Source organism: Tabrizicola aquatica (assembly GCF_002900975.1).
Lineage (GTDB): Bacteria > Pseudomonadota > Alphaproteobacteria > Rhodobacterales > Rhodobacteraceae > Tabrizicola > Tabrizicola aquatica.
Window position 1 is genome coordinate 202,128 of sequence record NZ_PJON01000005.1, and the last position, 26,233, is coordinate 228,360.

Sequence of the window (26,233 nt, forward strand, 5' to 3'; positions counted from 1 at the left end):
ACATGAGTTCCGATCCGACCCTGCGGCCCGAGCGGTTGCCCGAGGATACCGACAAGGCCCTGCGCCCGCAGATGCTGGCCGAGTTCATCGGGCAGGCGGATGCGCGGGCGAACCTTGCGGTGTTCATTGAATCGGCCCGGATGCGGGGCGAGGCGATGGACCATACGCTGTTCCACGGGCCTCCGGGCTTGGGGAAAACGACACTGGCGCAGATCATGGCGCGGGAGTTGGGGGTGGGGTTCCGCATGACCTCGGGGCCGGTGCTGGCCAAGCCGGGCGATCTTGCGGCGATCCTGACCAATCTGGAGCCGCGCGATGTGCTGTTCATCGACGAGATCCACCGGCTGTCCCCGGTGGTCGAGGAGGTGCTGTATCCGGCGCTGGAGGATTTTGCGCTGGACCTGGTGATCGGCGAGGGGCCGGCGGCGCGGACGGTGCGGATCGACTTGCAGCCGTTCACCCTGGTCGGGGCGACGACGCGGCTGGGGCTTTTGACGACTCCTTTAAGGGACCGGTTCGGGATTCCGACGCGGCTGGAGTTCTATTCGGAGGCGGAGCTTTACGAGATCGTCACGCGGGGGGCGAGGTTGATGGGCGTCCAGGCCGAGGCGGAAGGCTGCCGCGAGATTGCCCGGCGGGCGCGGGGGACGCCACGGATTGCGGGGCGGCTCTTGCGGCGTGTGGTGGATTTCGCGCTGGTCGAGGAGGGCGGGCGGATCAGCCGGGCGCTGGCCGACCGGGCGCTGACCCGGCTGGGGGTGGACAACCTGGGGCTTGACGGGGCGGACCGGCGCTATCTGACGCTGTTGGCCGAAAACTACGGCGGCGGGCCGGTGGGGGTGGAGACCATCGCGGCGGCCCTGTCCGAGCCGAGGGATGCCATCGAGGAGGTGATCGAACCCTACCTCTTGCAGCAGGGCCTGATCCTGCGCACCCCGCGCGGGCGGATGCTGGGGGCAAAGGCCTGGCGACATCTGGGTCTGGAGGCGCCGAAGGTGCCGGGCCAGGCGGATCTTTTCGGCAGCTGAGCGGAGCGCATTCCGCGCGAGGCTTTTGTCTCGTCGTCGGGCTTCGCCTCCTCCTCGGATGTTGGGGGCGCTTCGCCCCCCAAACCCCCAGAGGATATTTGCAGACAGAAAATGCCGATCTTGCCGGGTGCCGGACCTGGTGATAGCGGGCGCGCATCGAATGGAGGGCGGCATGGGACCGGGCGAGATCGAGGCGTTGTTCACCCGCAGCGACGGGCAGTATCTGTTCGCGCGCTGGGGGCGGCCGATCGTGCCGGTGGTCTTTGGGGTGGAGGACGCGAGCCTTCCCGCCTTCAAGGGAGCGTTCGAGGCGGTCGTGGCGCTTGCCGGCCACCGGATGGCCGAGACCGATCCGGAGCTGGGGGCGAACCTGATGGTCTTTGCCTTCCGGGAGTGGGGGGAACTTCTGGAGGTGCGCGACCTGGGGCGGCTGGTGCCGGAGTTGGCTGCGCTGGTGGCGCGGCTGGAGGCGGCGGGGGCGAACCAGTACCGGATCTTCCGTTTCGACCGGGAGGGGGCGATCAAGGCGGCCTTCGTCTTTCTGAGGATGGATGCGGCCCTGGCGGCGATGGAGGCGGAGACGCTGGCCTTGGCCCAGGCGGTGCAGACGGTCGTCCTGTGGTCGGATCGGGCGTTCGACGGGACCTCGCCTTTGGCGCGGGTGGGGGGGCGGGTGATCCTGCGGCCCGAGATCGGGGCGGTGATCCGGGCGGGCTATGATCCGGTCCTGCCGGTGATGGCGCGCGACCCGTCCCATGCGCTGCGGCTGGCGGCGCGGGCGCGGGTGGGCTGAGGCTGTCCACGGTGGACAGAAGCGGATAGTCGAGGGTTTACAATGGCTTGCTGATGGCCGTTAGGGGTTCCTTAACGCCTTGCGAGCCGGGGTGCGAGGGCCTAGCCTGCACCCGAGGCCAGAAGTGAGACCGCATGACCCCGCACCAGTTCCGCACCCGCGTCTATTACGAGGACACCGATCTGGCGGGGATCGTCTATTACGCCAATTATCTGAAATTCATCGAACGGGCGCGGACCGAATGGGTCGCAAGCCTGGGGGTGGACCAGATGGCGCTGCGGGTGGCGCTGGGGATCGTCTTTGCGGTGCGCCGGGTCGAGGCGGATTTCCTCCGCCCGGCGAAGTTCGGCGATGACCTGGTGGTGGAGACGGTGCTGCAAACCCTGGGCGGGGCGCGGATCGTCCTGGAACAGGTGGTCCTGCGCGGGGGCGAGCGGTTGTTTACCTCGGTCGTAACGCTGGTCTGCCTGGGTGAGGACGGCCACGCGGCGCGGCTGCCGGCGGACGTGCGGGCGCGGCTGGCGGGGCCGGTGCACTGACTTCTGCCCTGGCCGGATGCTCGTCGATGACTTCGTCACTCTTCGCGGGATGACGAGGCCGATGCGTGCCAGTTCCGACGAGGAGACGCAGTCGAACGAGGAGGGGGCCGGGGCGATGACATCGGTCGTCATCCACGCGCGAATCCCCGCCGCCCACAGAGTTGTGTTGGCATTCCCCCTGCAATCTTGATAGAATCGGGGGTAACGGAGCCGAATAACGGCCCGACCAACAAGAGCAGGCGTATGGAAACGGAAACCCTTGCGGCGGCGCGGGAGATTGATTTCTCCATGCTCACCCTCTTTATCAAAGCCACCCTGACCGTGAAGATCGTGATGATCATGCTGATGATCATGTCGTTCTGGAGCTGGGCGATCATCGTCCAGAAGCACATCCAGTACCGCAAGGCGCGCGGCGAGGCGACGATCTTTGACCGGGCCTTCTGGTCGGGCGAACCCCTGGACGAGTTGTTCGAGAAGATCGGCTCGGACCCGCAGGGGCAGTCGGAAAAGATCTTTGCCGCCGGGATGCTGGAATGGCGGCGCAGCCACAAGCAGGACGGCGGGCTGATCGCGGGCGCTCAGGCCCGGATCGACCGGGCGATGAACGTGGCGATTGCGCGGGAAAGCGAAAGCCTGAACCAGGGCCTGAGCTTCCTGGCGACCACCGGATCGACGGCGCCGTTCATCGGGCTGTTCGGCACGGTCTGGGGAATCAAGCACAGCTTCGAGCAGATCGCGATCAGCAACAACACCAACCTGGCCGTCGTCGCCCCCGGTATCGCCGAGGCGCTCTTGGCCACCGGGATCGGGCTGATCGCGGCCATTCCGGCGGTGGTGTTCTACAACAAGCTGAACGCGGACAGCGAGCGGATCGTCGGCGGCTATGAAAGCTTTGCCGACGAATTCGCGACGATCCTGTCGCGCCAGCTGGACTCCTGACCATGGGCGGCGGTGTGGTGAAATCCTCGGGCGGCGGCGGAGGGCGCGGCCGTCGCCGGGGCCGGTCGGCCGCGATGAGCGAGATCAACGTCACGCCCTTTGTGGACGTGATGCTGGTTCTGCTGATCATCTTCATGGTCGCCGCACCGATGCTGACGGTGGGTGTGCCGGTGGAACTGCCGAATACGGCGGCCGCGGCGTTGCCGACGGAACAGGAAGAACCGCTGACCATCACCATTACCGCGGAAGGCGTCATTGCGATCCAGACGACCGAGGTCGCCGACAACGAGTTGATCCCGCGGCTGACGGCGATTGCGGCCGAGCGGACCTCGAAGAAGGTGTTCCTGCGGGCCGATGGGTCGGTCCCCTATGAGCGGGTGGCGCAGGTGATGGGTGCCTTGAACGCGGGCGGGTTCAACGAGATCGGTCTGGTGACCGATGCCGAAGGCCCAAGCTTTGGGGCGGGAGAAGCGTCTCAACCCGAAACGGACGGCTGAGGCGGATGGAGAGGCGGTTCCAGACGGGGACGGTGGTCTCGGCGATCGGGCACGCAGGGGTTATCCTGTGGGTCTTGGTCGGCGACTGGCTGTTCGCGCCCGCGCCGCCCAGCGAGATCGTGCTGACCTCGGTCGATTTCGTGTCGAGTGCGGAGTTCGACGCGATGCAGGCCGCCGCGACCGAGACACCGGCCGAGGAGCCGGCGCCGGTGCGGCCGCAGGCGCGGCCTGAGGAGGTGGTGGAGCCGGAGCCGGAGCCTGAACCGGAGCCGGAACCGGAACCTGTGCCGGAACCGGAGCCTGAACCGCCGCCGCCTGAGCCGGAGCCTGAACCCGAGCCCGAGCCGGTGGTCGAGCCGCCGCCCAGCGATTTTGTTCAAGCCGAGACCGAGCAGGCGCTGGAGTCGGAGTCGACCGAGATCCAGCCCGAGGCCGAAGCCGAAGAGATCATCGCCCCCGATCCCGAACAGCCGGAGAGCGAGGCCGAGACCTCGGACACGCCCACGCCTGCGGTATCCGAGGACCCGGCGGCGGAAGAGGTGATCGAGCAGGAGCCGGTCGAGGAAACGGTGGCCGAGGATACCGGCGACATCACCCGGACCGAAGCGAATGAGGATCAGGAGGCCGAGACTGGCATGACCACCTCGGTCCGGCCACGGTCGCGTCCCGAACGCGCGGCAGAGCCTGAGCCGGAGGTGGAGGTTGCGGCGGCCGAGGTGCCGGCCGAGACCCCGGCCGAAGAGCCGCCAGAGGACCTGCCGGCAGAGCAGCCGGTGGACGATGCCGCAACGGATGCCGCCATCGACGCCCTGCTGGGCGAGGCGGTGGAAGAGCCGGTGGAGACGGCCGAGACCGGCGGGCAGGACCTGCCACAAGGGCCGCCTCTGACCGGGGGCGAGATGGGCAACATCTCGTCCGCGATTGCACGGAAGTGGAACCTGGGCGCGGCCTCGACCGACACGCTGTCGACGATGATCGTGATCCGGGTCAGCTTTGCGCCCGATGGCAAGCCCACCGGGTTCGAGTTGATCGAGTCGGAAGGGCCAAGCCAGACCGGGATCGACAAGCTGTACGAATCCGCGCGCCGGGCGGTGAACCGGGCCTATGCCGACGGCGGACTTCCGCTGCCGGCGGACAAGTATGATACCTGGCGCGTGCTGGACCTGGTCTTCGATGCCAATGGGATGCGGGCACGATGAGCGGGAACAAAAGCGACAACTTCCCCTTCTCTCCCGCTGGGCAGGCGGGCAAGGACAGAAACAAGAACGGAGCATGAGGCCGATGATCAGACCCATGAGAACAGCTTTCGCCGCCCTGCTGGCCCTGGCACTGGGCCTTGGCGGGGCCGCGGCGGTGATGGCGCAGAACGGGCCGCCGCGCATCGTGATCGAACCCGGCGTGATCGAGCCGATGCCGATCGCGGTGCCGACCTTCATCGACGAGGGCGGGGCGGGCGACTATGCGCGCGAGATCAGCCGGGTGGTGATCTCGGACCTGGAAGGGACGGGCTTTTTCCGCACCATCGGGGAAGAGGCGCATATCAGCCGGGTGACGGGCTTTGACGCGCCCGTCGCGTTCGAGGACTGGAAGGCGATCAACGCGCAGGTGCTGGTCACGGGCGCGGTCAGCGTCAGCGGCGACCGGATCTCGGTCAAGTTCCGCGCCTATGACGTGTTCAACGGCCAGGTGCTGGAGGGCGCGGCGCTGCAGTTTGCCGGCACGACCCAGGGCTGGCGGCGGATGGCGCACAAGGTCGCGGACGTGGTCTATTCCAAGATCACCGGCGAGGGCGGCTACTTCGACAGCCGGGTGGTTTTTGTCAGCGAAAGCGGGCCGAAGAACGCGCGGCTGAAGCGGCTGGCGGTGATGGATTACGACGGTGCCAATGTGGCCTATCTGACCGACAGCTCCTCTATCGTGCTGGCACCGCGCTTTTCGCCGACCGGGGACCGCATCCTTTACACCAGCTATGAAAGCGGGTTCCCCCGCATCACGCTGATGGATGTGGGCACTCTGAGCCGACAGTCGCTGGACGAACAGCCCGGCACGATGACCTTTGCCCCGCGCTTTTCGCCCGATGGCAATACGGTGGTCTTCAGTCTGGAGCGGGGCGGGAACAGCGACATCTATGCGCTGTCGCTGTCCTCGGGTCAGCTGACGCAGCTGACCAACGCGCCCTCAATCGAGACCGCGCCAAGTTTCAGCCCGGATGGCAGCCAGATCGTGTTCGAAAGCGACCGGACCGGCGTGCCGCAGATCTATGTCATGCCGGCCAGCGGTGGCGAGGGGACTCGGATCTCGGGCGGGGCGGGGCGCTATGGCACCCCGGTCTGGAGCCCGCGCGGCGACTATATCGCCTTCACCAAGCAGAACGAGGGCCGCTTCCACATCGGCGTCATGCGCACCGACGGCAGCGAAGAGCGCCTGTTGACCGCCAGCTTCCTGGACGAGGGTCCGACCTGGGCGCCGAACGGGCGCGTGTTGATGTTCACCCGTGAAACCAGCGGGGCGGGCGGCCAGGCGACGCTGTGGTCGGTGGACATCACCGGGCGGAACCTGAAGCAGATCCCGACCGATGGCCCGGCCAGCGACCCGGCCTGGTCGCCGCTTTTGCCCTAAAACGTGACGCGCCGCCGGATTCCCCTGGCGGCGCAAAGCTGATACTCTGCCCGCAAATCGAGCCAAGAAGAAGGATACCCCCCAATGAGCCTTGCTGCGAAATCCCTGCTGTTGATCGCTGTCCTGGGCCTGGCGGCCTGTAACAATCCCGACCGTTATGGCGCGGGCGGCCCCGGCGGCGCGGGTGGCCCCGGCGGCGCGGGTGCGGGCGGCATCGACACGACGGGTCTGGGCGACCCGAACAACCCGACGTCGATTGCCTATTTCAACCAGCGCGTCGGTGACCGGGTGCTGTTCGCGGTGGACCAGTCCACCCTGTCGCCCGAGGCGCGGACGGTGCTGACGGCGCAGGCGCAGTGGCTGCTGCAGAACCCCGGCTATGCCGCGATCATCGAAGGCCACGCCGACGAGCAGGGCACGCGGGAGTACAACCTGGCCCTTGGCGCGCGTCGTGCGGCGGCGGTGCAGAACTTCCTGATCAGCCAGGGCATCCCGGCGAACCGGCTGCGGACCATCAGCTATGGCAAGGAACGCCCGATCGAGGTCTGCTCGACCGAGGCCTGCTATTCGCAGAACCGCCGTTCGGTCACGGTGCTGTCGGCTGGCGCGGGCGTCTAAGCGATGCGGCTTGGCCTTGTCCTGATCCTGTCGCTGTTTCCGGTCCTGGCCCATGCCCAGGACCGGGCGCAGACGCTGGCCGATATCCGCGCCGAACTGTCGGCTTTGGCGGCCGAGTTCAATGCCTTGAAGGCCGAGCTGGTCTCGACCGGCGCGGCGACCAGCGGGGCGGCGGGCGGCGATGCGCTGACCCGGATGGACACGATCGAGGCGACGCTTGCGCGGCTTACCGCGCGGACGGAAGAGGTCGAGTTGAAGCTGAACCGGGTGGTCGCGGACGGGACCAACCGGATCGGCGACATCGAGTATCGCCTGTGCGAAGTGACCGAGGGCTGCGATCCGACCAGCCTTGGTGCAACGCCGTCCCTGGGTGGCGAGACGGCGGCCGCTGCGCCGCTGGTGTCGGAACCCGTCGCAACCGGAACCGCCCCCGCAGCCGGGGCTGAATTGGCCGTGGCCGAGCAGGAAGACTTTGACCGGGCCAAGGGGGTGCTCGGTTCAGGTGACTTTCGCGCCGCCGCAGACCTCTTTGCGGCCTATGCCCAATCCTATCCGGGCGGACCGCTGATCCCCGAGGCGCATTTCCTGCGCGGCGATGCGCTGACGAAGCTTGGCGATACCTCGGGCGCGGCGCGGGCCTATCTGGACGCCTTCTCGGCCGCGCCGGACGGGCCGTTTGCCCCGGATGCCTTGCTGAAGCTGGGCGAAGGCTTAGGCGCGCTGGGGCAGGTGCCCGAGGCTTGCGTCACGCTGGCTGAAGTGGGCACGCGCTATCCCGGCAGCATGGCGGCAACGCAGTCCGTGGTGGCGATGCAGGGGCTGGGGTGCCAGTAGACGGGCGGCTGGTCGGGCTGGTCCGCACGGCGCTGCCCGCAGGCGAAACGATTGGTGTGGCGGTGTCGGGCGGTGGGGATTCCACCGCCCTTCTGCATCTGTGCCTGGCCGCGGGGCTGCGGGTCGAGGCGGTGACGGTGGATCACCGCCTGCGGGCGGAGAGTGCGGCCGAGGCGGTGGGGGTTGCCGCCCTGTGCCGGCGCCTGGGGGTGCCGCACCAGGTGCAGGTCTGGGACCACGGCGCCATCGCCGGCAACCTGATGGACGCGGCGCGGCGGGCGCGGGTCGGGTTGATCTTGGCCTGGGCGCAGGAGCGTGGGATCGCGCATGTCGCCTTGGGCCACACGCAGGACGACCAGGCCGAGACGCTGCTGATGGGTCTGGCGCGTGCCGCCGGGATCGCGGGGCTGTCGGGGATGCGGCCGCAGTGGGATGAGGGGGGGGTGACGTTTCACCGCCCGCTGCTGGGCGCCGGCCGCGAGGAGTTGCGCGACTGGTTGCGGCAAAGGGGCGTGGCCTGGGTCGAGGACCCGACGAACCGGGACGACCGCTATCAGCGGGTGAAGGCCCGGCAGGCGCTGGCGGCGCTGGCGCCTTTGGGGATCACGGTCGATGGGCTGGCCACGGTCGCGTCGAACCTGGCGCAGGTGCAGGCGGCCTTGGCGGTGCAAGTCGCGGCCTTTGCCCGGCATCTGCGTGAGGCGGCGGGGGCGTTGCAGGTGGACCCGGCGCTGTGGGACGCGCCCGAGGAGGTGCGGCGACAGGTGATCGTCGCGGCGCTGCGCTGGCTTTCCGGGGCGGAGTATGCGCCGCGCGCCGCCGAGGTCTTGCGGTTCATGGCGGCGATGCAGGCCGGGCGCGACGCCACGCTGGCCGGCTGCCGGCACCGCAACGGCTGGCTTCTGCGTGAGGCGCGGGCGCTGCGGGGGCTGGAGGCGGGTCTGTGGGACGGACGCTGGCAGGTCGCGGGACCGGGCGAGGTGCGGGCGCTGGGGGCCGAGGGGCTGCGGCAATGCGACTGGCGCGCCACGGGCCTGCCGCGCGAGGTGCTGGCGGTGACCCCGGCCTTCTGGGACGGGGACCGGCTGGTTGCCGCACCATCGGCGGGTTTCGGCAACAGCCGGGCGACAATCCTGCGTCCTTTTCACCTTTTCGGACTATCCGATTGAACCCCGACCGCAAACGCTTATCTTAGACGCAAGACCGCGCGCCCTATGGTTGGCAGGCGCGGATCAATCAGGAGATCCTTTTGGGCAACGCACGCAATATCGCCTTCTGGGTCGTGCTGCTGATCCTTGTGATGGCGCTGTTCCAGTTGTTCTCGGGCAATCAGACGACGATGTCGTCCCGCTCGCTCAGCTATTCGGAATTCATCGATCGGGTCGACAGCGGCCAGGTCAACAGTGTCACCCTGGACGGCGAGCGGATCATCGTCCGGGCCAAGGACGGCAACACCTATGTCGCGATCAAGCCGCAGGGCGAGGATGTGACCGGCGGGCTGACCCGAGACCTGATCGCCAAGGGCGTCGAGGTCGAGGCCGAGCCGCAGGCGCAGTCCGGTTTCATGTCGCTTCTGTCCTTGTGGCTGCCCTTCATCATCCTGATCGGCATCTGGTTCTTCTTCATGAACCGGATGCAGGGCGGGGGCCGGGGCGGCGCGATGGGCTTTGGCAAGTCCCGCGCGAAGCTGCTGACGGAAAAGCACGGCCGGGTGACGTTTGACGACGTCGCCGGCATCGACGAGGCCAAGGAAGAACTGGAAGAGATCGTCGAATTCCTGCGCAACCCGCAGAAGTTCAGCCGTCTGGGCGGCAAGATCCCGAAGGGGGCGCTTCTGGTCGGTCCTCCCGGTACCGGTAAGACGCTTCTCGCGCGCGCCATTGCGGGTGAGGCGGGGGTACCGTTCTTCACCATCTCGGGGTCCGACTTCGTGGAAATGTTCGTCGGTGTGGGTGCGTCCCGTGTCCGCGACATGTTCGAACAGGCGAAGAAGAATGCCCCCTGCATCGTCTTCATCGACGAAATCGACGCCGTGGGCCGGGCGCGCGGTGTGGGCATCGGCGGCGGCAACGACGAACGCGAGCAGACGCTGAACCAGCTTCTGGTCGAGATGGACGGGTTCGAGGCTAACGAGGGTGTCATCATCATCGCCGCCACCAACCGCAAGGATGTGCTGGACCCTGCGCTGCTGCGTCCCGGCCGCTTTGACCGCCAGATCCATGTGCCGAACCCGGACATCAAGGGCCGCGAGAAGATCCTGTCGGTCCATGCCCGCAAGGTGCCGCTGGGGCCGGACGTCGACCTGCGGACGATTGCCCGCGGTTCGCCGGGGTTCTCGGGCGCCGACCTGATGAACCTGGTGAACGAGGCCGCGCTGATGGCCGCCCGTGCGGGCCGTCGGTTCGTCACGATGATCGATTTCGAGAATGCCAAGGACAAAGTCATGATGGGCGCGGAGCGCCGCAGCATGGTCCTGACGCCCGAGCAGAAGGAAATGACCGCCTACCACGAGGCCGGGCACGCCATCGTCGGCATGTCGCTGCCGAAATGCGACCCGGTCTACAAGGCCACGATCATCCCGCGCGGCGGTGCGCTTGGCATGGTGATGAGCCTGCCCGAGATGGACCGGCTGAACTGGCACCGCGACCAGTGCGAACAGCGCATCGCGATGACCATGGCGGGCAAGGCGGCCGAGATCATCAAGTATGGCGAGGACTCGGTGTCGAATGGCCCCTCGGGCGACATCCAGCAGGCGTCTGCGCTGGCACGGGCGATGGTGCTGCGCTGGGGCATGTCGGATGTGGTCGGCAATATCGACTATGCCGAAGCGGCCGAAGGCTATCAGGGCAACACCGCCGGCTTCTCGGTCAGTGCCGAGACCAAGCGGATGATCGAGCAGGAAGTGAAGCGGTTCATCGATGAAGGCTATGAGACCGCCCGCCGCATCATCCTGGAACGTCAGGACGACTGGGACCGTCTGGCCAAGGGCCTGCTGGAATACGAGACGCTGACCGGGGACGAGATCCGCAAGGTCATCGCCGGCGAGCCGCTGGGTGGTGGCGATGCGGACACACCGTCGTCGGGCGGGGGAACCGCGTCCATCGCGGCGATCCCCAAGACGCGGGGACGGCCGAAGTCCCCCGGCGCCGACCCCGAGCCGGCCCCGTTGTGACCAAGGAAAGGCCCCGCATCGTCGGGGCCTTTTGCTTTAAGCGGCGGCTCTTCGAGCATTCCTCGCATCGGACGCGCTGCGCGGACGGCACGAAGGGATCGACGAGCGGGTCCGGTGCGGGCACCCTTCCTTCCTTGCCGCACGCGCTTTAGTCTGGGGCGGCTTGGGTTCCTGGAGACTGGCATGATCTCGGCCTTCTTGGCGCATCACAACCGGCTGGAGCGGCTGGACCTGTCCGAACGGCGTCTGTCCGAGGCGCTGTGGATCGACCTTGAGGCCCCGACCGAGGCCGAGGAGGACGCGGTCGAGGCGGCGCTGGGGATCGACATCCCGACGCGCGAGGACATGCAGGAGATCGAGGTCTCGTCCCGGATCTACCGCGAGGGGGGCGTGCTGTTCCTGACCGCCCAGGTGATCGCCAGCCCCGAGGCGCGCGAGGCCGAGATCGGCCCGGTGACCTTTGCCGTGCTGCCCGACCGGTTGGTGACGGTGCATTACCACCACCCCCGGTCGCTGAGCTATTTTGCCGACTGGGCCGCCCGGCATGACACGCCGATGGCGGACGGGCTGGACACGGTGCTGGGGCTTCTGGAGGCGATTGTCGACCGGCTGGCCGATATCCTGGAAGCCGAGATGCGCCAGCACGAGACGCTGGCCAAGGCGATCTTCGCGGCGCACCGACCCTCGGGCAAGGCCGAGACGCTGGGCGCGGTCCTGCAACGCATCGGGCGGGCCGAGGCGATGAACGGCAGGATCACCGAAAGCCTGGCGACGATCCAGCGCATCCTGTCCTACCTGACCACAACCCCCGACACTGCGGGCGGGCCTTGTCTGCACGTGCAACAGATGCCGATTGCCCTGGCGCAGTTGCAGGACGTGCGGTCGCTGCGCGAGGTGGCGGCGGCGCAGGCGGAGAAGGTGCGGTTCCTGTTGGATGCGACCTTGGGGGTGATCAACATTCGGCAGTCGGATGTGATCAAGATCTTCTCGGTCGTGGCCTTCGTGTTCCTGCCGCCCACGCTGATCGCCAGCATCTATGGGATGAACTTCGTGCATATACCGGAGTTGCAATGGTCCTGGGGCTATCCGATGGCCCTGGGGATGATGGTGTTGTCCGCGCTGGTGCCCTGGCTGATCTTCCGGTGGAAGAAATGGCTTTAGCGGCACGGGATTGGGACCCGGCCCGTTACGGGGCCTTTCGCGACCTGCGGCTGCGCCCGGCGCTGGACCTGCTGGCGCAGGTCGCGGGCCTGCCCGCAGGCGAGGTTGTGGATCTTGGCTGCGGCGATGGGGCGGTGGCGGCGGCCCTTGCCGCACGGTTTCCGGGGCGCGGGCTGGTTGGGGTGGACAGTTCCGCCGCGATGCTGGCCAAGGCCGCCGAGCGGCGGGTCTATGACCGGCTGGTCGAGGCCGATATTGCCGGATGGACGCCCCTGGTGCCGCCGGCGCTGATCTTCTCGAACGCGGCGTTGAACTGGGTCCCGGGCCATGCCGCCCTGATGCCGCACCTGGCGCAGATGCTGGCGCCCGGGGGGATGCTGGCCGTGCAGATGCCGCGGCAGGGCGGGGCGCCCTCGCACCGGCTGTTGCAGAAGGTGGCCGAGCAGCTGTTCCCCGGTCGCTTCCCGCCCCGCCCAAGCCCGGTCCTGCCAGCCCAAGACTATGCCGAACTGCTGTTGCCGCTGGGCGAGGTGCGGGCCTGGACCACGGATTACGTGCAGATGCTGGACCCCGTGCCGCAGGGCCACCCGGTCCGCGCCTTTACCGAAAGCACGGCGATGCGGCCCTATCTGGCCGCGATGAGCGCCGACGAAGCCCGCGCCTATGTTGCGGCCTATGAGGTGGCCCTGGCCGAAGCCTATCCCGCCCTGCCGGATGGCCGCGTGCTGTTCCCCTTCACCCGCATCTTTTTCACCCTGGAGCGACCGTGATGCCCGCGCTGATCCCCACCGACCATTCTGCCCGCGTCGTCTGGTTGGGCTTTCAGCCGGTGCCGGTCGAAAAGCTGGTGATCACCTCGGCCCCGCTGGAGGTGATGCCGCTTCGTTTCGCGGGGTTCGAGGGAGAGGTTCATGCCGGGTTGACGCGTCCCTCGTGCAGCCGGGTGCTGAAGCAGTATCCGCGCAACACGGAAATCCGCAACGTGCGTCAGCTGTGCGTCGTCAGCGCCGAGGAGATGGCCGAGGTCGCGCGGGACATGGGGCTGGAGCGGATGGATTATGCCTGGGTCGGGGCCTCTCTGGTCTTGGAGGGCATTCCCGACCTGACGCATCTGCCCCCCTCCAGCCGGTTGCAGGGGCCGGACGGCGTGACGCTGGTCGTGGACATGGAGAACCTGCCCTGCCAGGAGCCTGCGGTGACGATCGAGAAGGCGCTGCCGGGGCAGGGCAAGGGCTTCAAGCGGGCTGCCGAGGGCAAGCGAGGCGTGACGGCCTGGGTCGAGCGCGAGGGGGCGTTGCGGCTGGGCGACGTTGTGCGGCTGCACATCCCGGCGCAGAAGCCTTGGGCCGGTCGGATCAACGCTGCGGAAAAATAGTTAATTCAGGTGAAAATTTCCCGTCCGGACCCCGTGGTTTCGTATCGGAAACGCAGGCTGGCGAATTTGGCGGGGTTTAGGTCGCAAAACGCCTTCGGCAAGTGCGTCTGGCCCGGTATCACGTCGCAAATGGCACAATTTGCCGCACTTTAGCCCACGGGGGAGACGCACATGGCCTTCAAGACCGACATCGAGATTGCGCGCGAAGCGAAGAAGAAGCCGATCATGGAGATCGGGGCCAAGCTGGGCATCCCGTCGGAGCATCTGCTGCCCTACGGCCATGACAAGGCCAAGGTGAGCCAGGAGTTCATCAAGTCGCTGGCCGGCAAGCCCGATGGCAAGCTGATCCTGGTGACGGCGATCAACCCGACGCCTGCGGGCGAAGGCAAGACGACGACCACCGTGGGTCTGGGCGACGGTCTGAACCGGATCGGCAAGAAGGCCGTGGTCTGCATCCGCGAAGCGAGCCTTGGCCCGAACTTCGGGATGAAGGGCGGCGCGGCTGGCGGCGGGATGGCGCAGGTCGTGCCGATGGAGGAGATGAACCTTCACTTCACCGGCGACTTCCACGCGATCACCTCGGCGCACAACCTCCTGTCGGCGATGATCGACAACCATATCTACTGGGGCAACGAGTTGCAGATCGACGAGCGTCGCATCGTCTGGCGCCGGGTCATGGACATGAACGACCGTGCGCTGCGCGACATCGTGGTGAACCTGGGCGGCGTCGCCAACGGCTTCCCGCGCCAGACCGGGTTTGACATCACGGTTGCCTCGGAAGTCATGGCGATCCTCTGCCTGTCGAACGACCTTGACGACCTGCAAAAGCGGCTGGGCGACATTGTCGTCGCTTACACCCGCGAGAAGAAGGCGATCTACGCCCGCGACATCAAGGCCGACGGCGCGATGACGGTTCTTCTGAAGGACGCGATGCAGCCGAACATCGTGCAGACGCTGGAAAACAACCCGGCCTTCGTCCACGGCGGCCCGTTTGCCAACATCGCTCACGGCTGCAACAGCGTCATCGCGACCAAGACCGCGCTGAAGCTGGGCGAGTATGTCGTCACGGAAGCCGGGTTCGGCGCTGACCTTGGGGCGGAGAAGTTCTTCGACATCAAGTGCCGCAAGGCGGGGCTGAAGCCCTCGGCCGCCGTTATCGTCGCCACGGTGCGGGCGATGAAGATGAACGGCGGGGTGGCGAAGGCCGACCTTGGAACCGAGAACGTCGAGGCCGTGCAGAAGGGCTGTCCGAACCTGGGCCGCCACATTGCCAACGTGAAGTCGTTCGGCGTGCCGGTTGTCGTCGCGATCAACCACTTTTACAGCGACACCGATGCCGAAGTGGCGGCGGTGAAGGCCTATGTCGCCGAGCAGGGCGCGGAAGCGATCCTGTGCAAGCACTGGGCCAACGGCAGCGCGGGGATCGAGGAGCTGGCGAACAAGGTGGTGTCGCTGGCGGAATCGGGCGCGGCGAACTTCGCTCCGCTTTATCCCGACGAAATGCCGCTGTTCCAGAAGCTGCAGACCATCGCCAAGCGCATCTACCATGCTGACGACGTGATCGCCGACAAGTCGATCCGCGACCAGCTGAAAACCTGGGAAGCGGCGGGCTATGGCCACTTGCCTATCTGCGTGGCCAAGACCCAGTACAGCTTTACTACCGACCCGACCGTGCGCGGTGCCCCGACGGGCCACACCGTCCCGGTCCGCGAAGTGCGGCTGTCGGCTGGTGCTGGCTTCATCGTGGCGATCTGCGGTGAGATCATGACCATGCCGGGCCTGCCCAAGGTGCCGTCGGCCGAAGTGATCCGGCTGAACGACCAGGGCAACGTCGAAGGCCTGTTCTAAGCGCCGCATTGCCCTTGGCGGGCTGTCCCCTTATCTCGGGGGCAGCCTTGCGAAGGGAGATGACGATGCGGAAGCCTGCCGACTGCACCACGATGGCCGAGATCCGGGCCGAGATCGACCGGCTGGACGAAGACCTCGTCCGGCTGTTCGCGGAGCGGGCGGGCTATATCGACCGGGCGGCGGAGATCAAGGCGACGGTGGACCTGCCGGCGCGGATCGGCTCCCGGGTGGAAGAGGTGGTGCAGAACGTGCGCGGCCATGCCGAGGTTTACGGGCTGCCGCCCGAGTTGGTGGAAAAGCTGTGGCGGCGGCTGATCGACTGGTCCATCGCCCGTGAGGAAAGCAGGCTTGGGCCGGACAGTCTGCGAAAAGGATGAAAGCAGGGGCGCGATGACTGCCACTTTGATCGACGGCAAGGCCATCGCGGCCCGGATGCGTGACGAAACCAGGGCCGAGGCCGAGCGGCTGACCGCCCTGGGCTGGGCGCCGCGGCTGGTGTCGATCTCGGTCGGGGATGTGGCGGCGGCGGAGCTGTATGTCCGGAACCAGCAGAAGTCCGCGGAAGCCGCGGGCGTGGGGTTCGAGGCGCGGAACTACCCCGAAAGCATCAGCCTGGAGCAGTTGCAGGGCGTGCTGGCGGGGCTGAATGCGGACCCGCGGGTCAACGGGATCATCATACAGCGGCCCCTTCCGGCGCATATCCCGGTGAAGGCGCTGCAGAAGGCGGTGCATCCGATGAAGGACGTGGAGGGGATGCACCCTTCGTCCATCGGGAATATTGTCTATAATGATCTGACACTTGGCCCCTGCACAGCGGTCGCGGCGGTGGAGATCCTGAAGACGCTGCCCCTGACCATGGAGGGGCTGGATGTCTGCGTGATCGGTCATTCCGAGATCGTGGGGAAGCCCATCGCCTTCCTGATGATGGGTCTGGGGGCGACGGTCACGGTCTGTCACCACATGACGCGGCAGGTCGCGGTGCATTCCCGCGCGGCGGATGCGGTGTTCGTGGCGGTGGGCAAGCCGGGGCTGGTGCGCGGCGAGATGTTGAAGCCGGGCGCTGCGCTGATCGACATCGGGATCAATCGGGTTGACGGGAAAACCGTGGGCGATGCGGAGTTTGCCAGCTGCGCCGAGGTGGCGGGCTGGATCACTCCGGTCCCCGGCGGGGTCGGGCCGGTGACGGTGGCGATCCTGATGAAGAACGCGGTGCTGGCGACGCGCCTGCAGATGGAACATTACCGCACGGCCTTTGCGGCGGCGGTTTGAACGGAGGGAACGGGATGACGGCCAAGGTGATCGACGGCAAGGCTTTCGCGGCGAAGGTGCGGGCCGAGGTGGCTGAGCATGTGGCGCGGCTGAAGGAAGCGAACGGTTTGACCCCCGGTTTGGCGGTCGTGCTGGTGGGCGAGGACCCGGCCTCGAAGGTCTACGTCAAGAACAAGCATGCCTCGACCATCGAGGTCGGAATGTCCTCTTTCGAACATCGGCTTCCGGCCGACACGGGGGAAGCCGAGTTGCTGGCCCTGATCGACCAGCTGAACGCCGACCCGAAAGTGCATGGAATTCTGGTGCAGTTGCCGCTGCCGTCTCATCTGAACTCGGAGCTGGTGATCAACCGGATCGCCCCGGCCAAGGACGTGGACGGATTCCACATTTCGAACGTTGGTCTGCTGGGGACCGGGCAGAAGTCGATGGTGCCCTGCACGCCGCTTGGGTGCCTGATGATGCTCCGGGATCATCATGGCAAGCTGGCGGGACTGAACGCCGTGGTGGTGGGGCGGTCGAACATCGTGGGCAAGCCGATGGCTCAGTTGCTGCTGGGGGATAGCTGCACGGTGACGATCGCGCACAGCCGGACCAAGGACCTGGCCGAGGTCTGCAAGCGGGCGGATATCCTGGTGGCCGCCGTTGGGCGGCCGGAGATGATCACGGGCGACATGGTGAAGCCGGGGGCGACGGTGATCGACGTCGGCATCAACCGGATCGAGCGCGACGGAAAGGCCAAGCTGGTCGGCGACGTGCATTACGAAAGTGCTGCGGCGGTGGCGGGGGCGATCACTCCGGTTCCGGGTGGGGTGGGGCCGATGACGATTGCCTGCCTGCTGGCGAACACGATGACCGCCTGCTGCCGGGCGAACGGGCTGGCCGAGCCCGAGGGGCTGACCGCGTAGGGTGCGTGATATCACGCACCCTACCTTTGGCTATCGTGGCATCGGAATGGCAAGGACGCGCGGGCCAGTCAGGATGGCCAGCGCGTCCTTTGCCATAAGGCCGGTCAGGACGGGATCCTCACAGCGCAGGCCGCCGGTATAGGCGCCATAGGCGGGCAGGATCAGCCGGCGGGCGTCGGCCAGAAAGCAGGGCCGCGATTGGCCGGCAAGGCGCGCCTTGGGGTGATAGTGGCCTGAGATTTCCGCTGTTTCTGCCGTCTCGGCGATGTGGCGGAAGGTGAAGGGGAGAAGCCTCAACTCGGCCCGGTGGGTGCCGCCGAGGTCGATCGGGCCGGGGTCGTGGTTGCCGGTGATCCAGGTCCAGGACTTTCCTGCCATGAGGCGGGTGAGCCAGAGGCGCGAGGATTCCCCGATCCCGTTCGGGGCCGCGAGGTCGTCGAAGCTGTCGCCGAGGCAGATGACGGTCTCGGCCCGGGTATGATCAAGGTCGCGGTCGAGTTTTTCCAACGTGGCCTGTGTTTCATACGGCGGCAACAGCGCGCCGCCGCGGCGGGCGAGTCGTTCGGATTTGCCCAGGTGCAGATCGGAGACGGTCAGCGTCTTTCGGGCGGGCCAGTAAAGCGCGCCGGAGGGCATCAGGTGCAGCGTTTCGCCATGGAAGAAGAGCGCGTGGTGCATGGGGTGCTGCATGCCCCGGCGGTGCGTCTGCGGCAAGGGGCGGTTGATGAATCGAGTGCTTCGCACAAGGTTTTTGCCTCGGCTGCACGGACTGCGCCGCTTGCCTCAGGATGCGCGCCGCGCGGGGATATTTGGGCAAATGTGAAAGGACTTGATATTTGGGCAAATGTTAAAGGATTTTCAGGCGAGGCCGGCGGCTTCCATCAGGGCTTGGGCCTGGGCGGTGGCCAGGCGGTCGCGGGCCTCGCCGTGGACGGGGATGCGGCCGGGTTCGAAGAACAGGGGTGCTGCAAGGGGGGTGACGCGGGGGCGGCGGATGAGGGTGATGTTGGGGCCGACGCGGGTCAGCATGGCCTCGATCCGGGAGAAGTCGATGAGGCCACGGAGCGCCTCTTCCCGGGTGATCTGCAGGAGGAGGTGGTCGGGGTCGTATTTCCGAAGCGTGTCATAGAGGATGTCGGAGGAGAAAGTGGCCTGACGGCCGGTCTTGCGGCGGCCTTGATGCGAGCGTTCGATCAGGCCCGCGATGATGGCGGTGTTGCGGAAGGTGCGCTTCATGACCGAGTTGCCGGAGAGCCATTGGTCAAGGCCCTCGCGCAGGGTGCCCGCGTCGAAGAGGGGTTTGGGGTCGGTGACCGGGTCGAGGCCCCAGATGAGCGTCGCGTAGTCGGTGGCGACGAAGCCCAGGGGGGCGAGGCCCTGGAATTCCATCTGTTTGGTGACGAGGAGGCCGAGCGTCTGCTGGGCGTTGCGGCCCGCAAAGCCGTAGATCACCAGGTGCTCGCGGCCATCGTGGGGGAAGCTTTCCAGGAGGAGGGAGTGGGGGTCGGGGAGGCGTGAGACCTCGCGCTGGAGAGAGAGCCACCAGGCGGTGTGGGCGGGCAGGTCGGGCCAGCTGTCTTGCTGGAAGATCTGCAGAATCCGGTCGGTGAGGAGGGTGGAGGTGGCGAATTTTGTGCCGTTGAAGACGGCGACCTTGGGGTCGCGACCGGGGGATTTGGAGACCTCGACCGTCATTTCGCGCAAGGATTCGTAGCGGACGATCTGGCCGCCGATCAGGAAGGTGTCGCCGGGGGTGAGGGAGGCGGCGAAGCTTTCCTCGACCTCGCCCAGGGGGGCGCCGTGGCCGCGAAGGCGGACTTTCAACGTTTCGATGTCGATGATGGTGCCGAGATTCTGACGGATCAGGGCGGCGGCGCGCGGGTCGCGGAGGTGCCATTTTCCGTAGGTCTGTTTCAGGCGCTGCCAGCGGTCGTAGGCTTTCAGCGCGTAGCCTCCGGTCGCGGTGAAATCGAGGCAGGCGTCGAATTCGGGTCGGGTGAGGTGGGCGTAGGGGCCGGCGGTGATGACCTCGGCGTAGAGCTGGTCCGCGTCGAAGGGCCCGGCGCAGGCGGTGGCGAGGATGTGCTGGCAGAGGACGTCCCTTGGCCCCGGGCCGCGCGGTTCGCCGTCGAGTGTGTGGGCGTGGACGGCGTCGAGGGCGGCCTGGCATTCGACCACCTCGAAGCGGTTGGCTGGGACGAGGAGGGCTTTGGAGGGCGCGTTGTAGCGGTGATTGGCGCGACCGATGCGCTGGACGAGGCGTTTGACGTTCTTGGGCGCGCCGACCTGGATCACGAGGTCGACGTCGCCCCAGTCGATGCCAAGGTCGAGCGAGCCGGTGCAGACGACGGCCCGAAGGGCGCCTGCGGTCATGGCCTGTTCGACACGCTCGCGCTGTTCGCGGGAGAGGGAGCCGTGGTGGATGCCGATGGGCAGGTCTTCGGTGTTGGCAAGCCAGAGGTCGTGGAAGAAAAGCTCGGCCTGGGCGCGGGTGTTGTGGAAGATGAGGGTGGTCTTGTGGCGGGTCACTTCGTTCAGGATCGCGGGGATGGCGTAGCGTCCGCCGCCGCCGCTCCACGGTGGCGGGGCCTCGGTTTCCAGCATCTGGATGTCGGGGTCGGGGCCGGGGTCGGCTTCGAGGATGGTCGTTTGCGGGGAGAGGAAGCGGGCGAGGGCCGGGGGGTTCTCGACCGTGGCGGAGAGGCCGATGCGGCGGAGGTGCGGGTTGAGGGACTGCAGGCGGGCGATCTGGAGGACGAGTTGGTCGCCACGTTTGGATTCGGCGAGGGCGTGGATTTCGTCGATGATGACGCGCTGGAGGCCCGCGAAAATCCGGGGGGCGTCCTCATAGCTGAGAAGGAGGGCGAGGGATTCCGGCGTGGTCAGAAGGATATGGGGCGGGTCGGCGCGCTGGCGGCGGCGCTGGATGTAGGAGGTGTCGCCGGTGCGATCCTCGACCCGGATTTTCAGGCCTGCGCCTTCGATGGGGGTGCCGAGGTTGCGGCGGATGTCGGCGGTCAGGGCCTTGAGGGGGGAGACGTAGAGGGTGTGGAGGCCTGCCGGGGGATTGGGGCCGAGTTCGGCGAGGGTGGGCAGGAACCCGGCGAGGGTCTTGCCGCCCCCCGTGGGTGCGATGAGGAGGGTGGCGGGGTCGTTCGCCTTGGCCAGCATGTCGAACTGGTGGGGGTGGAGGGTCCAGCCCTTGGCGGCGAACCAGTCGGAGAGGGCGGGGGGGAGGGTGGTCATGGGCTAGAGATAGTGTGGCGGGGCGGGATGGGGAAGGATGCTGGTGGGGGAAAGAGGGGGCCAGCGGGGGCGAGGCTTGGCGGGGTATTGGGGTGGGCAGGGTGCCGTGTCCACGGTGGACAAGGCGGCGAAGTTGTTAATTTTCAATGAGTTAGCCGAAGGCGTTAAGTCTTTGTTAGGAACTTTGGCGCGCATGGTGCGATTGATGGTGAGAGATCATGACTGGCGGCGGCGGCAAAGGGGAAATGAGATGGGGCATTGCGCGCCGACGGAGAGATCGGACCATACCCGCCCGATGAAGACGTTGTCGGCATTCGTCTGGACGCACCTTACCACGAAAGTCCGACCGGCGCTGATCGCCAGCCTTCCGCTTCTTGAGAACGCAGCCTGCTAGAGCATCTGCGAGTGGGCAGTATGCGACCTTGGTCGGCAGACCTTCGATCACGAGGTCGGCAAGACGGTGCGAATGCACCAATCCCCCGCTTCTGCCGCCGATGTTTTCGCCACAAACAAGCTTTGACGCACTTGCGCCGGGGGGCGACCTGACCCTGATTCCTGCCGTGGGCTGGCGCCGTGATGGTCATCGTCGAATGGACTGAACCAGAGGTCCGACAGTTCGGGCTGATCCACATCAGTATGCCCAATCAGCGGGGTCGCTCGTTGCCCTGCAACTGCATGGTGCCCGGTGACCTGCCTGCCATGTGCGAAGGGCCATTGGCGTTTCGTAGTGACAGAGGACTGTGCGGACACGCACCGACCCAAAGCTGCGATTGGCGACGCGCGCTTTGGGCGGGAACGCAAGCTGATCGGCAGTGTGTTCTACCATGACAAGTTGAGAAGGGCGATTGAGGCCGATGGGCTGAAGCCGCCGAAACACGGCAAGATGAAATCTGTCTGAACTGGCGGTCTTTTTCCTGCGCACCTATCGGGGATCAAACACAGATCAGCGGTTTCGCGCGGCGCTTCCCTACAATTTTGCGCGAGGTAGCCGCGTCCGGGTGGCAAGCGTCCGACCCAGGCAGAGGTCGTGGCGCCGACTGGACGGTCTTGGACAGCGGCGAGGGGAGAGGCGGCGTCGCAGTTGCGGTGGCGACCGCGAGTGACATGAGCCGGAGACTGGCAGAGGTCGGGCAAGGGGCGGAGGCGAATCGCCGGGTGGCGGAAGGATCGGACCCGGCGGAGGATTTTCGGAGAACGATCTTCTCTGCGGGCGGTTGTTCCTGTCGGCTCCATGCTGCCGGAACTGCGGCGCTTTTTCCGGGGGGCCCGTGTCATTCCGCTTGCCGGAACCCCGCCCCCCGCCTAATCCGGGGGACATGAGAATTTTGTTCCTGGGCGATGTCGTGGGCCGGTCGGGCCGGGCGGCGGTGACGGAGCGGCTGCCGGGGCTTCGGGCGGCCTGGGGGTTGGATTTCGTCGTGGTGAACGGCGAGAATGCCAGCCAGGGCGCGGGCTTGACCGGCGACCACGCAAAGGAATTGCTGGCGGCGGGGGCGGATTGCCTGACGCTGGGCGATCATGCCTTTGATCAGAAGGACATGCTGAGCTTCATCGAGAACGAGCCGCGGATCGTGCGGCCGCTGAATTTCTCGAAGGTGGCCCCGGGCCGAGGGGCGCGGGTGTTCGAGGCGACGCAGGGGCGGAAGGTGCTGGTGACCCAGGCCTTGGGGCAGGTGTTCATGAAGCGGCCCTTTGATGACCCGTTTTCGGCGCTGGAGCAGGTCTTGAAGCAGCACACGCTGGGCGGTGTGGTGCAGGCGGCGGTGGTCGATTTCCATGCCGAGGCCACCTCCGAGAAGATGGGGATGGGCCATTGGTGCGACGGGATGGCGTCGCTGGTGGTGGGCACGCATACCCATGTGCCGACCAGTGACACGATGATCCTGGGCAAGGGCACGGCCTATCAGTCCGATGCGGGCATGTGCGGCGATTATGACAGCGTGATCGGGATGGAGAAGCTGGAGCCTTTGCGCCGTTTCCTGACCGGGATGGCCAAGGGCCGGTTCGAACCAGCGGGCGGCGAGGCGACGCTGTCGGGGGTCTATGTCGAGACCGACGACAAGACCGGGCTGGCAACGCGGGTGCGGATGATCCGGGTCGGCGGGAAGCTGCAGGAGTCCACTCCGTGAGCGGGCCGTTGGTGGAGGCGTCGCCTTTCGGTTTTGCTGCAAGCGGCGGGGCCTTTGGGCCGGGCGGATGCTTGCGGAGGGTGCGGGCGTGAGCGAGACGGGTGTTCTGGCAGCGCCGGACGTGCCCGGAAGGGGCGGATTTGTCGGGGGCCGGTGGTTTTTGGTCCTGGTGCTGGTCGTGCTGGGGGTGGGCTGGGGCTCGACCCAATCCCTGGGCAAGATGGCGACGGCGACCGGGCATCAGCCGTTCGGGCTGATCTTCTGGCAGCTTGTGTTGGGCGCGGTAGTGCTGGGCGTCGTCTCGGCCGTGCGGGGCAAGGGGCTGGTGTTCAGCCGTGCGGCGTTGCGGTTCTATGTGCTGATTGCGGTCATCGGGACGCTGATCCCGAATGCGACCTTTTATGCGGCGGTCGTGCATCTGCCGGCGGGGGTGATGTCGATCCTGATTTCCACCGTGCCCTTGATCGCCTTTCCGATGGCGCTGGCGCTGGGGTTGGACCGGTTCTCTTTGCCTCGGGCCCTGGGGCTGGGGTTGGGCATCCTGGGCGTGGCGCTGATCGCTGGGCCGAGCGGGCAGATCAGCCTGGGTTGGCTGGCGGTCGCGATGGTGGGGCCCGTGTTCTATGCGATCGAGGCGACCTGGGTCGCCAGCCGGGGGACGGCGGGCATGGATGCGGTGCAGGCGATGTTCGGCGTGTCGGTGGTCGGCGCGCTGATCGCGGCGCCGCTGGCCCTGGGAACAGGACAGTGGGTCGATCCGTTGCCCCTGGGGCGCGCGGAGGCGGCGATGGTCATTCTGGCGGCGGTGCATGCGGTGGTCTATGCGGCCTATGTCTGGCTGGCGCAGCGGGCGGGGTCGGTCTTTGCCGCGCAATGCAGTTACCTGGTCACGGGATCGGGCGTGCTGTGGGCGATGGCGCTGCTGGGTGAGCGGTTCCAGCCGGTCGTCTGGCTGGCGCTGGCCGTGATGCTGGCGGGCGTGGCGCTGGTGCAGCCTCGCCCGGTGCGGGAGGCATGATGTTCGGTCTGTCCGTTCCGGCAGAGTGGCAGCCCTGGGTCGCGATGGCGATCCTGGTGATCATGTTCGTCCTGTTCGTGCTGGAGCGCACCCCCGTCGAGGTCACGGCCATCGGTGGCGCTGCGCTGATGCTGGTCCTGGGCATCCTGCCGGTGAAGGATGCGACGAGCGTTCTGGCGAACCCCGCGCCCTGGACCATCGCGCTGATGTTCCTGGTGATGGGAGGACTGGTGCGCACTGGCGCGGTCGAGGCGGTGATCACTGCCGTCGGGCGCCATGCCGGGGACCGGCCGAAGACGACCGTGGCGGTGCTGATCGGGACGACGGCGGTCGCCTCGGCCTTCATGAACAACACGCCGCTGGTCGCGGTGATGATCCCGGTGGTAATCCAGCTGGCGATGAAGATCGGGACGGCACCGTCCAAGTTGCTGATCCCGCTCAGCTACATGACCGTGCTGGGGGGAATGATCACGCTGATCGGCACCTCGACCAACATTCTGGTGGACGGGGTGGCGGTCGAACAGGGGCTGGAGCATTTCAGCCTGTTCGAGATCGCGCCCCTGGGCGTCGCGGTGATGATCGCGGGCGGCATCTTCCTGGGCCTGTTCGGCGACCGGCTGTTGCCGGTGCGGCAGTCCATGGGCGTGCTGCTGAATGACCGGCGGAAGATGAAGTTCTTCACCGAGGTCGCCGTGCCCGAGGACAGCCCGCTGATCGGCCAGCAGGTGATGAGCGTCGATCTGTTCAAGCGCGAGGGCGTCCGGGTGATCGACGTGTTGCGCGGCGACGCCAGCCTGCGGCGCGACCTGGCGCCCGTCACGCTGGAGGCCGGGGACCGCGTGGTGCTGCGGACCGAGATGACCGAGTTGATGGGCCTGCATGCCCGCAAGGACGTGCATCTGGTGGACAAGCTGTCGTCGGTCAAGACCGAGACGGTCGAGGTCTTGATCGGCCCCGGCTGCCGGATGGAGGGCCAGCGCCTGGGCGACATGCGCCTGCGGCGGCGCTATGGGGTCTATGTGCTGGCGGTGCATCGCCGGAACCAGAACATCGGACGACAGCTGGATGACCTGATCGTGCGGGTCGGGGATACCTTGCTGCTGGAAGGCTCGGTCGAGGATATCCAGCGGCTGGCGGCGGACATGGACCTGGTGGATGTGAACCGCCCGCGCGTCATGGCCTTTCGCCGCGCCAAGGCCCCGATCGCGCTTGCCGCGCTGGCGCTGATCGTGATCGTCTCGGCCCTGGACCTGGCGCCGATCCTGCCCCTGGCCCTTCTGGCGGTGGCGGTGATCCTGGTCACGCATTGCGTGGACAGCGACGAGGCGTTCAGCTTCGTGGATGGGCGGCTGCTGGCGATGATCTTCGCGATGCTGGCCGTGGGCCAGGGGCTGGAGCAGTCTGGCGCGGTGGGGATGATCGTGACGGCGGTTGCCCCCCTGCTGGAGGGGCTGGGGCCGTTCATGCTGATCCTCGCGGTCTATTTCATCGGCCTGGTGCTGACCGAGTTCCTGTCGAACAATGCAGTGGCGGTGATCTACACGCCCATCGCCATCGAACTGGCCGAGAAGCTGGGCCATGACTCGCGCCCCTTCGTGGTCGCGGTGATGTTTTCCGCCACGCTCGCCTTTGCGACCCCGGTCGGGTATCAGACCAACATGATGGTCTACGGGCCGGGCGGCTATCGGTTCAGCGACTTTACCCGGGTGGGTGTGCCGCTGAACCTGATCACGATGCTGGTGTGCTGCGCGCTGATCCCGCTGATCTGGCCGCTGTAGGAGATGGGGAGGCGCAAGCTTCTGGTGGTTCTGGCGCTGGGCGGCTGTTCGGGTCTTGGGGCGCCGCCGGTGCCGCAGGCGGCCCGGCTGTCGGCCGAGGAACTGGTCCTGACCCTGTCCGACGGAACGATCTGCCGCGCGGACTGGGCGGCGCAGGGCGGGGTGGGGCGGTTTCAGGACTGCGGTCCCGGCTTTGGCTATGCGGTGGAGGTGGTCGAGAACCCGAACCTGCTGCGGCAGATCTTCACCGGCCTGACCGAGGCGCTGGGGGCCGAGGGCCTGTCGCCGCCGATGGCGGAGGTGGTGATTACCGATGCGATGGGGCGGGATCACGTCTTTGTCTCGCCGCCGCCGGCGGACCTTTCGGACGACTGAGGCACGGCTCGTCGTGCGACTTCGTCTTCTCCTCGCGGGCGACGAGTGACGAAGTCATCGAGGAGCGGTCCGGGGGAACGCGGTCCAGGG

24 protein-coding genes are annotated in these 26,233 nt (G+C 67.0%); 22 read left to right on the forward strand and 2 right to left on the reverse strand.

What is annotated here, in order from left to right; translation table 11 throughout:
* Positions 1-2: 2 nt before the first annotated feature.
* The 18 genes from ruvB (at position 3) to folD (ending at position 17,597) form a co-directional block, all read left to right on the forward strand.
* Positions 3-1,028: a Holliday junction branch migration DNA helicase RuvB gene (gene ruvB / locus CXR42_RS17290; protein ID WP_103258840.1), complete on the forward strand. Its 1,026-nt coding sequence runs from the start codon at positions 3-5 to the stop codon at positions 1,026-1,028.
* Between the two features lie 172 nt (positions 1,029-1,200).
* A complete protein-coding gene (locus tag CXR42_RS17295; protein ID WP_103258924.1) occupies positions 1,201-1,821 on the forward strand; it encodes a hypothetical protein in 621 nt (206 codons plus the stop codon).
* 134 nt (positions 1,822-1,955) lie between these two features.
* Positions 1,956-2,360, forward strand: a complete 405-nt coding sequence (ybgC, locus tag CXR42_RS17300) for a tol-pal system-associated acyl-CoA thioesterase (RefSeq protein ID WP_103258841.1) — start codon at positions 1,956-1,958, stop codon at positions 2,358-2,360.
* A 243-nt stretch (positions 2,361-2,603) separates the two neighbouring features.
* Positions 2,604-3,299 (forward strand): protein TolQ, encoded by a 696-nt coding sequence (gene tolQ / locus CXR42_RS17305; protein ID WP_103258842.1) that lies wholly within the window; start codon positions 2,604-2,606, stop codon positions 3,297-3,299.
* A 2-nt stretch (positions 3,300-3,301) separates the two neighbouring features.
* Complete coding sequence (gene tolR, locus CXR42_RS17310) at positions 3,302-3,796, forward strand: protein TolR (RefSeq protein ID WP_103258843.1); 495 nt, start codon at positions 3,302-3,304, stop codon at positions 3,794-3,796.
* Positions 3,797-3,801: 5 nt separating this feature from the next.
* Positions 3,802-4,995 carry a cell envelope biogenesis protein TolA gene (locus CXR42_RS19625; protein WP_180996100.1) on the forward strand — a complete coding sequence of 398 codons (1,194 nt, stop codon included), beginning with the start codon at positions 3,802-3,804 and terminating at the stop codon, positions 4,993-4,995.
* Positions 4,996-5,080: 85 nt separating this feature from the next.
* Complete coding sequence (gene tolB, locus CXR42_RS17325; RefSeq protein ID WP_425444870.1) at positions 5,081-6,415, forward strand: Tol-Pal system beta propeller repeat protein TolB; 1,335 nt, start codon at positions 5,081-5,083, stop codon at positions 6,413-6,415.
* An 84-nt stretch (positions 6,416-6,499) separates the two neighbouring features.
* Complete coding sequence (gene pal / locus CXR42_RS17330) at positions 6,500-7,033, forward strand: peptidoglycan-associated lipoprotein Pal (RefSeq protein WP_103258845.1); 534 nt, start codon at positions 6,500-6,502, stop codon at positions 7,031-7,033.
* 3 nt (positions 7,034-7,036) lie between these two features.
* Positions 7,037-7,867 carry a tol-pal system protein YbgF gene (ybgF, locus tag CXR42_RS17335; protein WP_103258846.1) on the forward strand — a complete coding sequence of 277 codons (831 nt, stop codon included), beginning with the start codon at positions 7,037-7,039 and terminating at the stop codon, positions 7,865-7,867.
* Positions 7,858-9,036 carry a tRNA lysidine(34) synthetase TilS gene (tilS, locus tag CXR42_RS19930; protein WP_103258847.1) on the forward strand — a complete coding sequence of 393 codons (1,179 nt, stop codon included), beginning with the start codon at positions 7,858-7,860 and terminating at the stop codon, positions 9,034-9,036. The genes ybgF and tilS overlap by 10 nt, the downstream gene beginning before the upstream one ends.
* Before the next feature lie 80 nt (positions 9,037-9,116).
* The gene (gene ftsH, locus CXR42_RS17345; protein ID WP_103258848.1) at positions 9,117-11,039 is read left to right on the forward strand and encodes an ATP-dependent zinc metalloprotease FtsH; all 1,923 of its coding nucleotides are present in this window, start codon (positions 9,117-9,119) and stop codon (positions 11,037-11,039) included.
* Between the two features lie 183 nt (positions 11,040-11,222).
* Complete coding sequence (locus tag CXR42_RS17350; protein ID WP_103258849.1) at positions 11,223-12,200, forward strand: magnesium transporter CorA family protein; 978 nt, start codon at positions 11,223-11,225, stop codon at positions 12,198-12,200.
* Positions 12,191-12,970 carry a methyltransferase domain-containing protein gene (locus CXR42_RS17355; protein WP_103258850.1) on the forward strand — a complete coding sequence of 260 codons (780 nt, stop codon included), beginning with the start codon at positions 12,191-12,193 and terminating at the stop codon, positions 12,968-12,970. The genes CXR42_RS17350 and CXR42_RS17355 overlap by 10 nt, the downstream gene beginning before the upstream one ends.
* Positions 12,970-13,575 (forward strand): MOSC domain-containing protein, encoded by a 606-nt coding sequence (locus CXR42_RS17360; RefSeq protein WP_103258851.1) that lies wholly within the window; start codon positions 12,970-12,972, stop codon positions 13,573-13,575. Before CXR42_RS17355 ends, CXR42_RS17360 begins: the two co-directional genes overlap by 1 nt.
* 171 nt (positions 13,576-13,746) lie before the next feature.
* Entirely contained in the window at positions 13,747-15,423 is a 1,677-nt protein-coding gene (locus CXR42_RS17365; RefSeq protein ID WP_103258852.1) for a formate--tetrahydrofolate ligase, read from the forward strand.
* Between the two features lie 65 nt (positions 15,424-15,488).
* Complete coding sequence (locus CXR42_RS17370; RefSeq protein WP_103258925.1) at positions 15,489-15,800, forward strand: chorismate mutase; 312 nt, start codon at positions 15,489-15,491, stop codon at positions 15,798-15,800.
* Positions 15,801-15,813: 13 nt separating this feature from the next.
* Positions 15,814-16,692: a bifunctional 5,10-methylenetetrahydrofolate dehydrogenase/5,10-methenyltetrahydrofolate cyclohydrolase gene (locus CXR42_RS17375; RefSeq protein ID WP_103258853.1), complete on the forward strand. Its 879-nt coding sequence runs from the start codon at positions 15,814-15,816 to the stop codon at positions 16,690-16,692.
* 14 nt (positions 16,693-16,706) lie between these two features.
* Complete coding sequence (folD, locus tag CXR42_RS17380; protein ID WP_103258854.1) at positions 16,707-17,597, forward strand: bifunctional methylenetetrahydrofolate dehydrogenase/methenyltetrahydrofolate cyclohydrolase FolD; 891 nt, start codon at positions 16,707-16,709, stop codon at positions 17,595-17,597.
* 30 nt (positions 17,598-17,627) lie between these two features.
* Here folD and pdeM read toward each other — a convergent pair whose 3' ends face one another.
* Entirely contained in the window at positions 17,628-18,275 is a 648-nt protein-coding gene (gene pdeM / locus CXR42_RS17385) for a ligase-associated DNA damage response endonuclease PdeM (RefSeq protein ID WP_103258855.1), read from the reverse strand.
* Between the two features lie 180 nt (positions 18,276-18,455).
* Positions 18,456-20,843: a ligase-associated DNA damage response DEXH box helicase gene (locus tag CXR42_RS17390; RefSeq protein WP_103258856.1), complete on the reverse strand. Its 2,388-nt coding sequence runs from the start codon at positions 20,841-20,843 to the stop codon at positions 18,456-18,458.
* A gap of 1,316 nt (positions 20,844-22,159) precedes the next feature.
* Here CXR42_RS17390 and CXR42_RS17395 point away from each other — a divergent pair.
* The 4 genes from CXR42_RS17395 to CXR42_RS17410 all read left to right on the forward strand — a co-directional run bounded on the left by CXR42_RS17395 (position 22,160) and on the right by CXR42_RS17410 (position 26,143).
* Entirely contained in the window at positions 22,160-22,972 is an 813-nt protein-coding gene (locus tag CXR42_RS17395; RefSeq protein ID WP_103258857.1) for a TIGR00282 family metallophosphoesterase, read from the forward strand.
* 88 nt (positions 22,973-23,060) lie between these two features.
* A complete protein-coding gene (locus CXR42_RS17400) occupies positions 23,061-23,990 on the forward strand; it encodes a DMT family transporter (RefSeq protein ID WP_245875480.1) in 930 nt (309 codons plus the stop codon).
* Entirely contained in the window at positions 23,990-25,768 is a 1,779-nt protein-coding gene (locus tag CXR42_RS17405; RefSeq protein ID WP_103258926.1) for an SLC13 family permease, read from the forward strand. The genes CXR42_RS17400 and CXR42_RS17405 overlap by 1 nt, the downstream gene beginning before the upstream one ends.
* A 3-nt stretch (positions 25,769-25,771) precedes the next feature.
* Positions 25,772-26,143, forward strand: coding sequence for a hypothetical protein (locus tag CXR42_RS17410; protein ID WP_103258859.1), 372 nt, complete (start codon positions 25,772-25,774; stop codon positions 26,141-26,143).
* Positions 26,144-26,233: the final 90 nt, after the last annotated feature.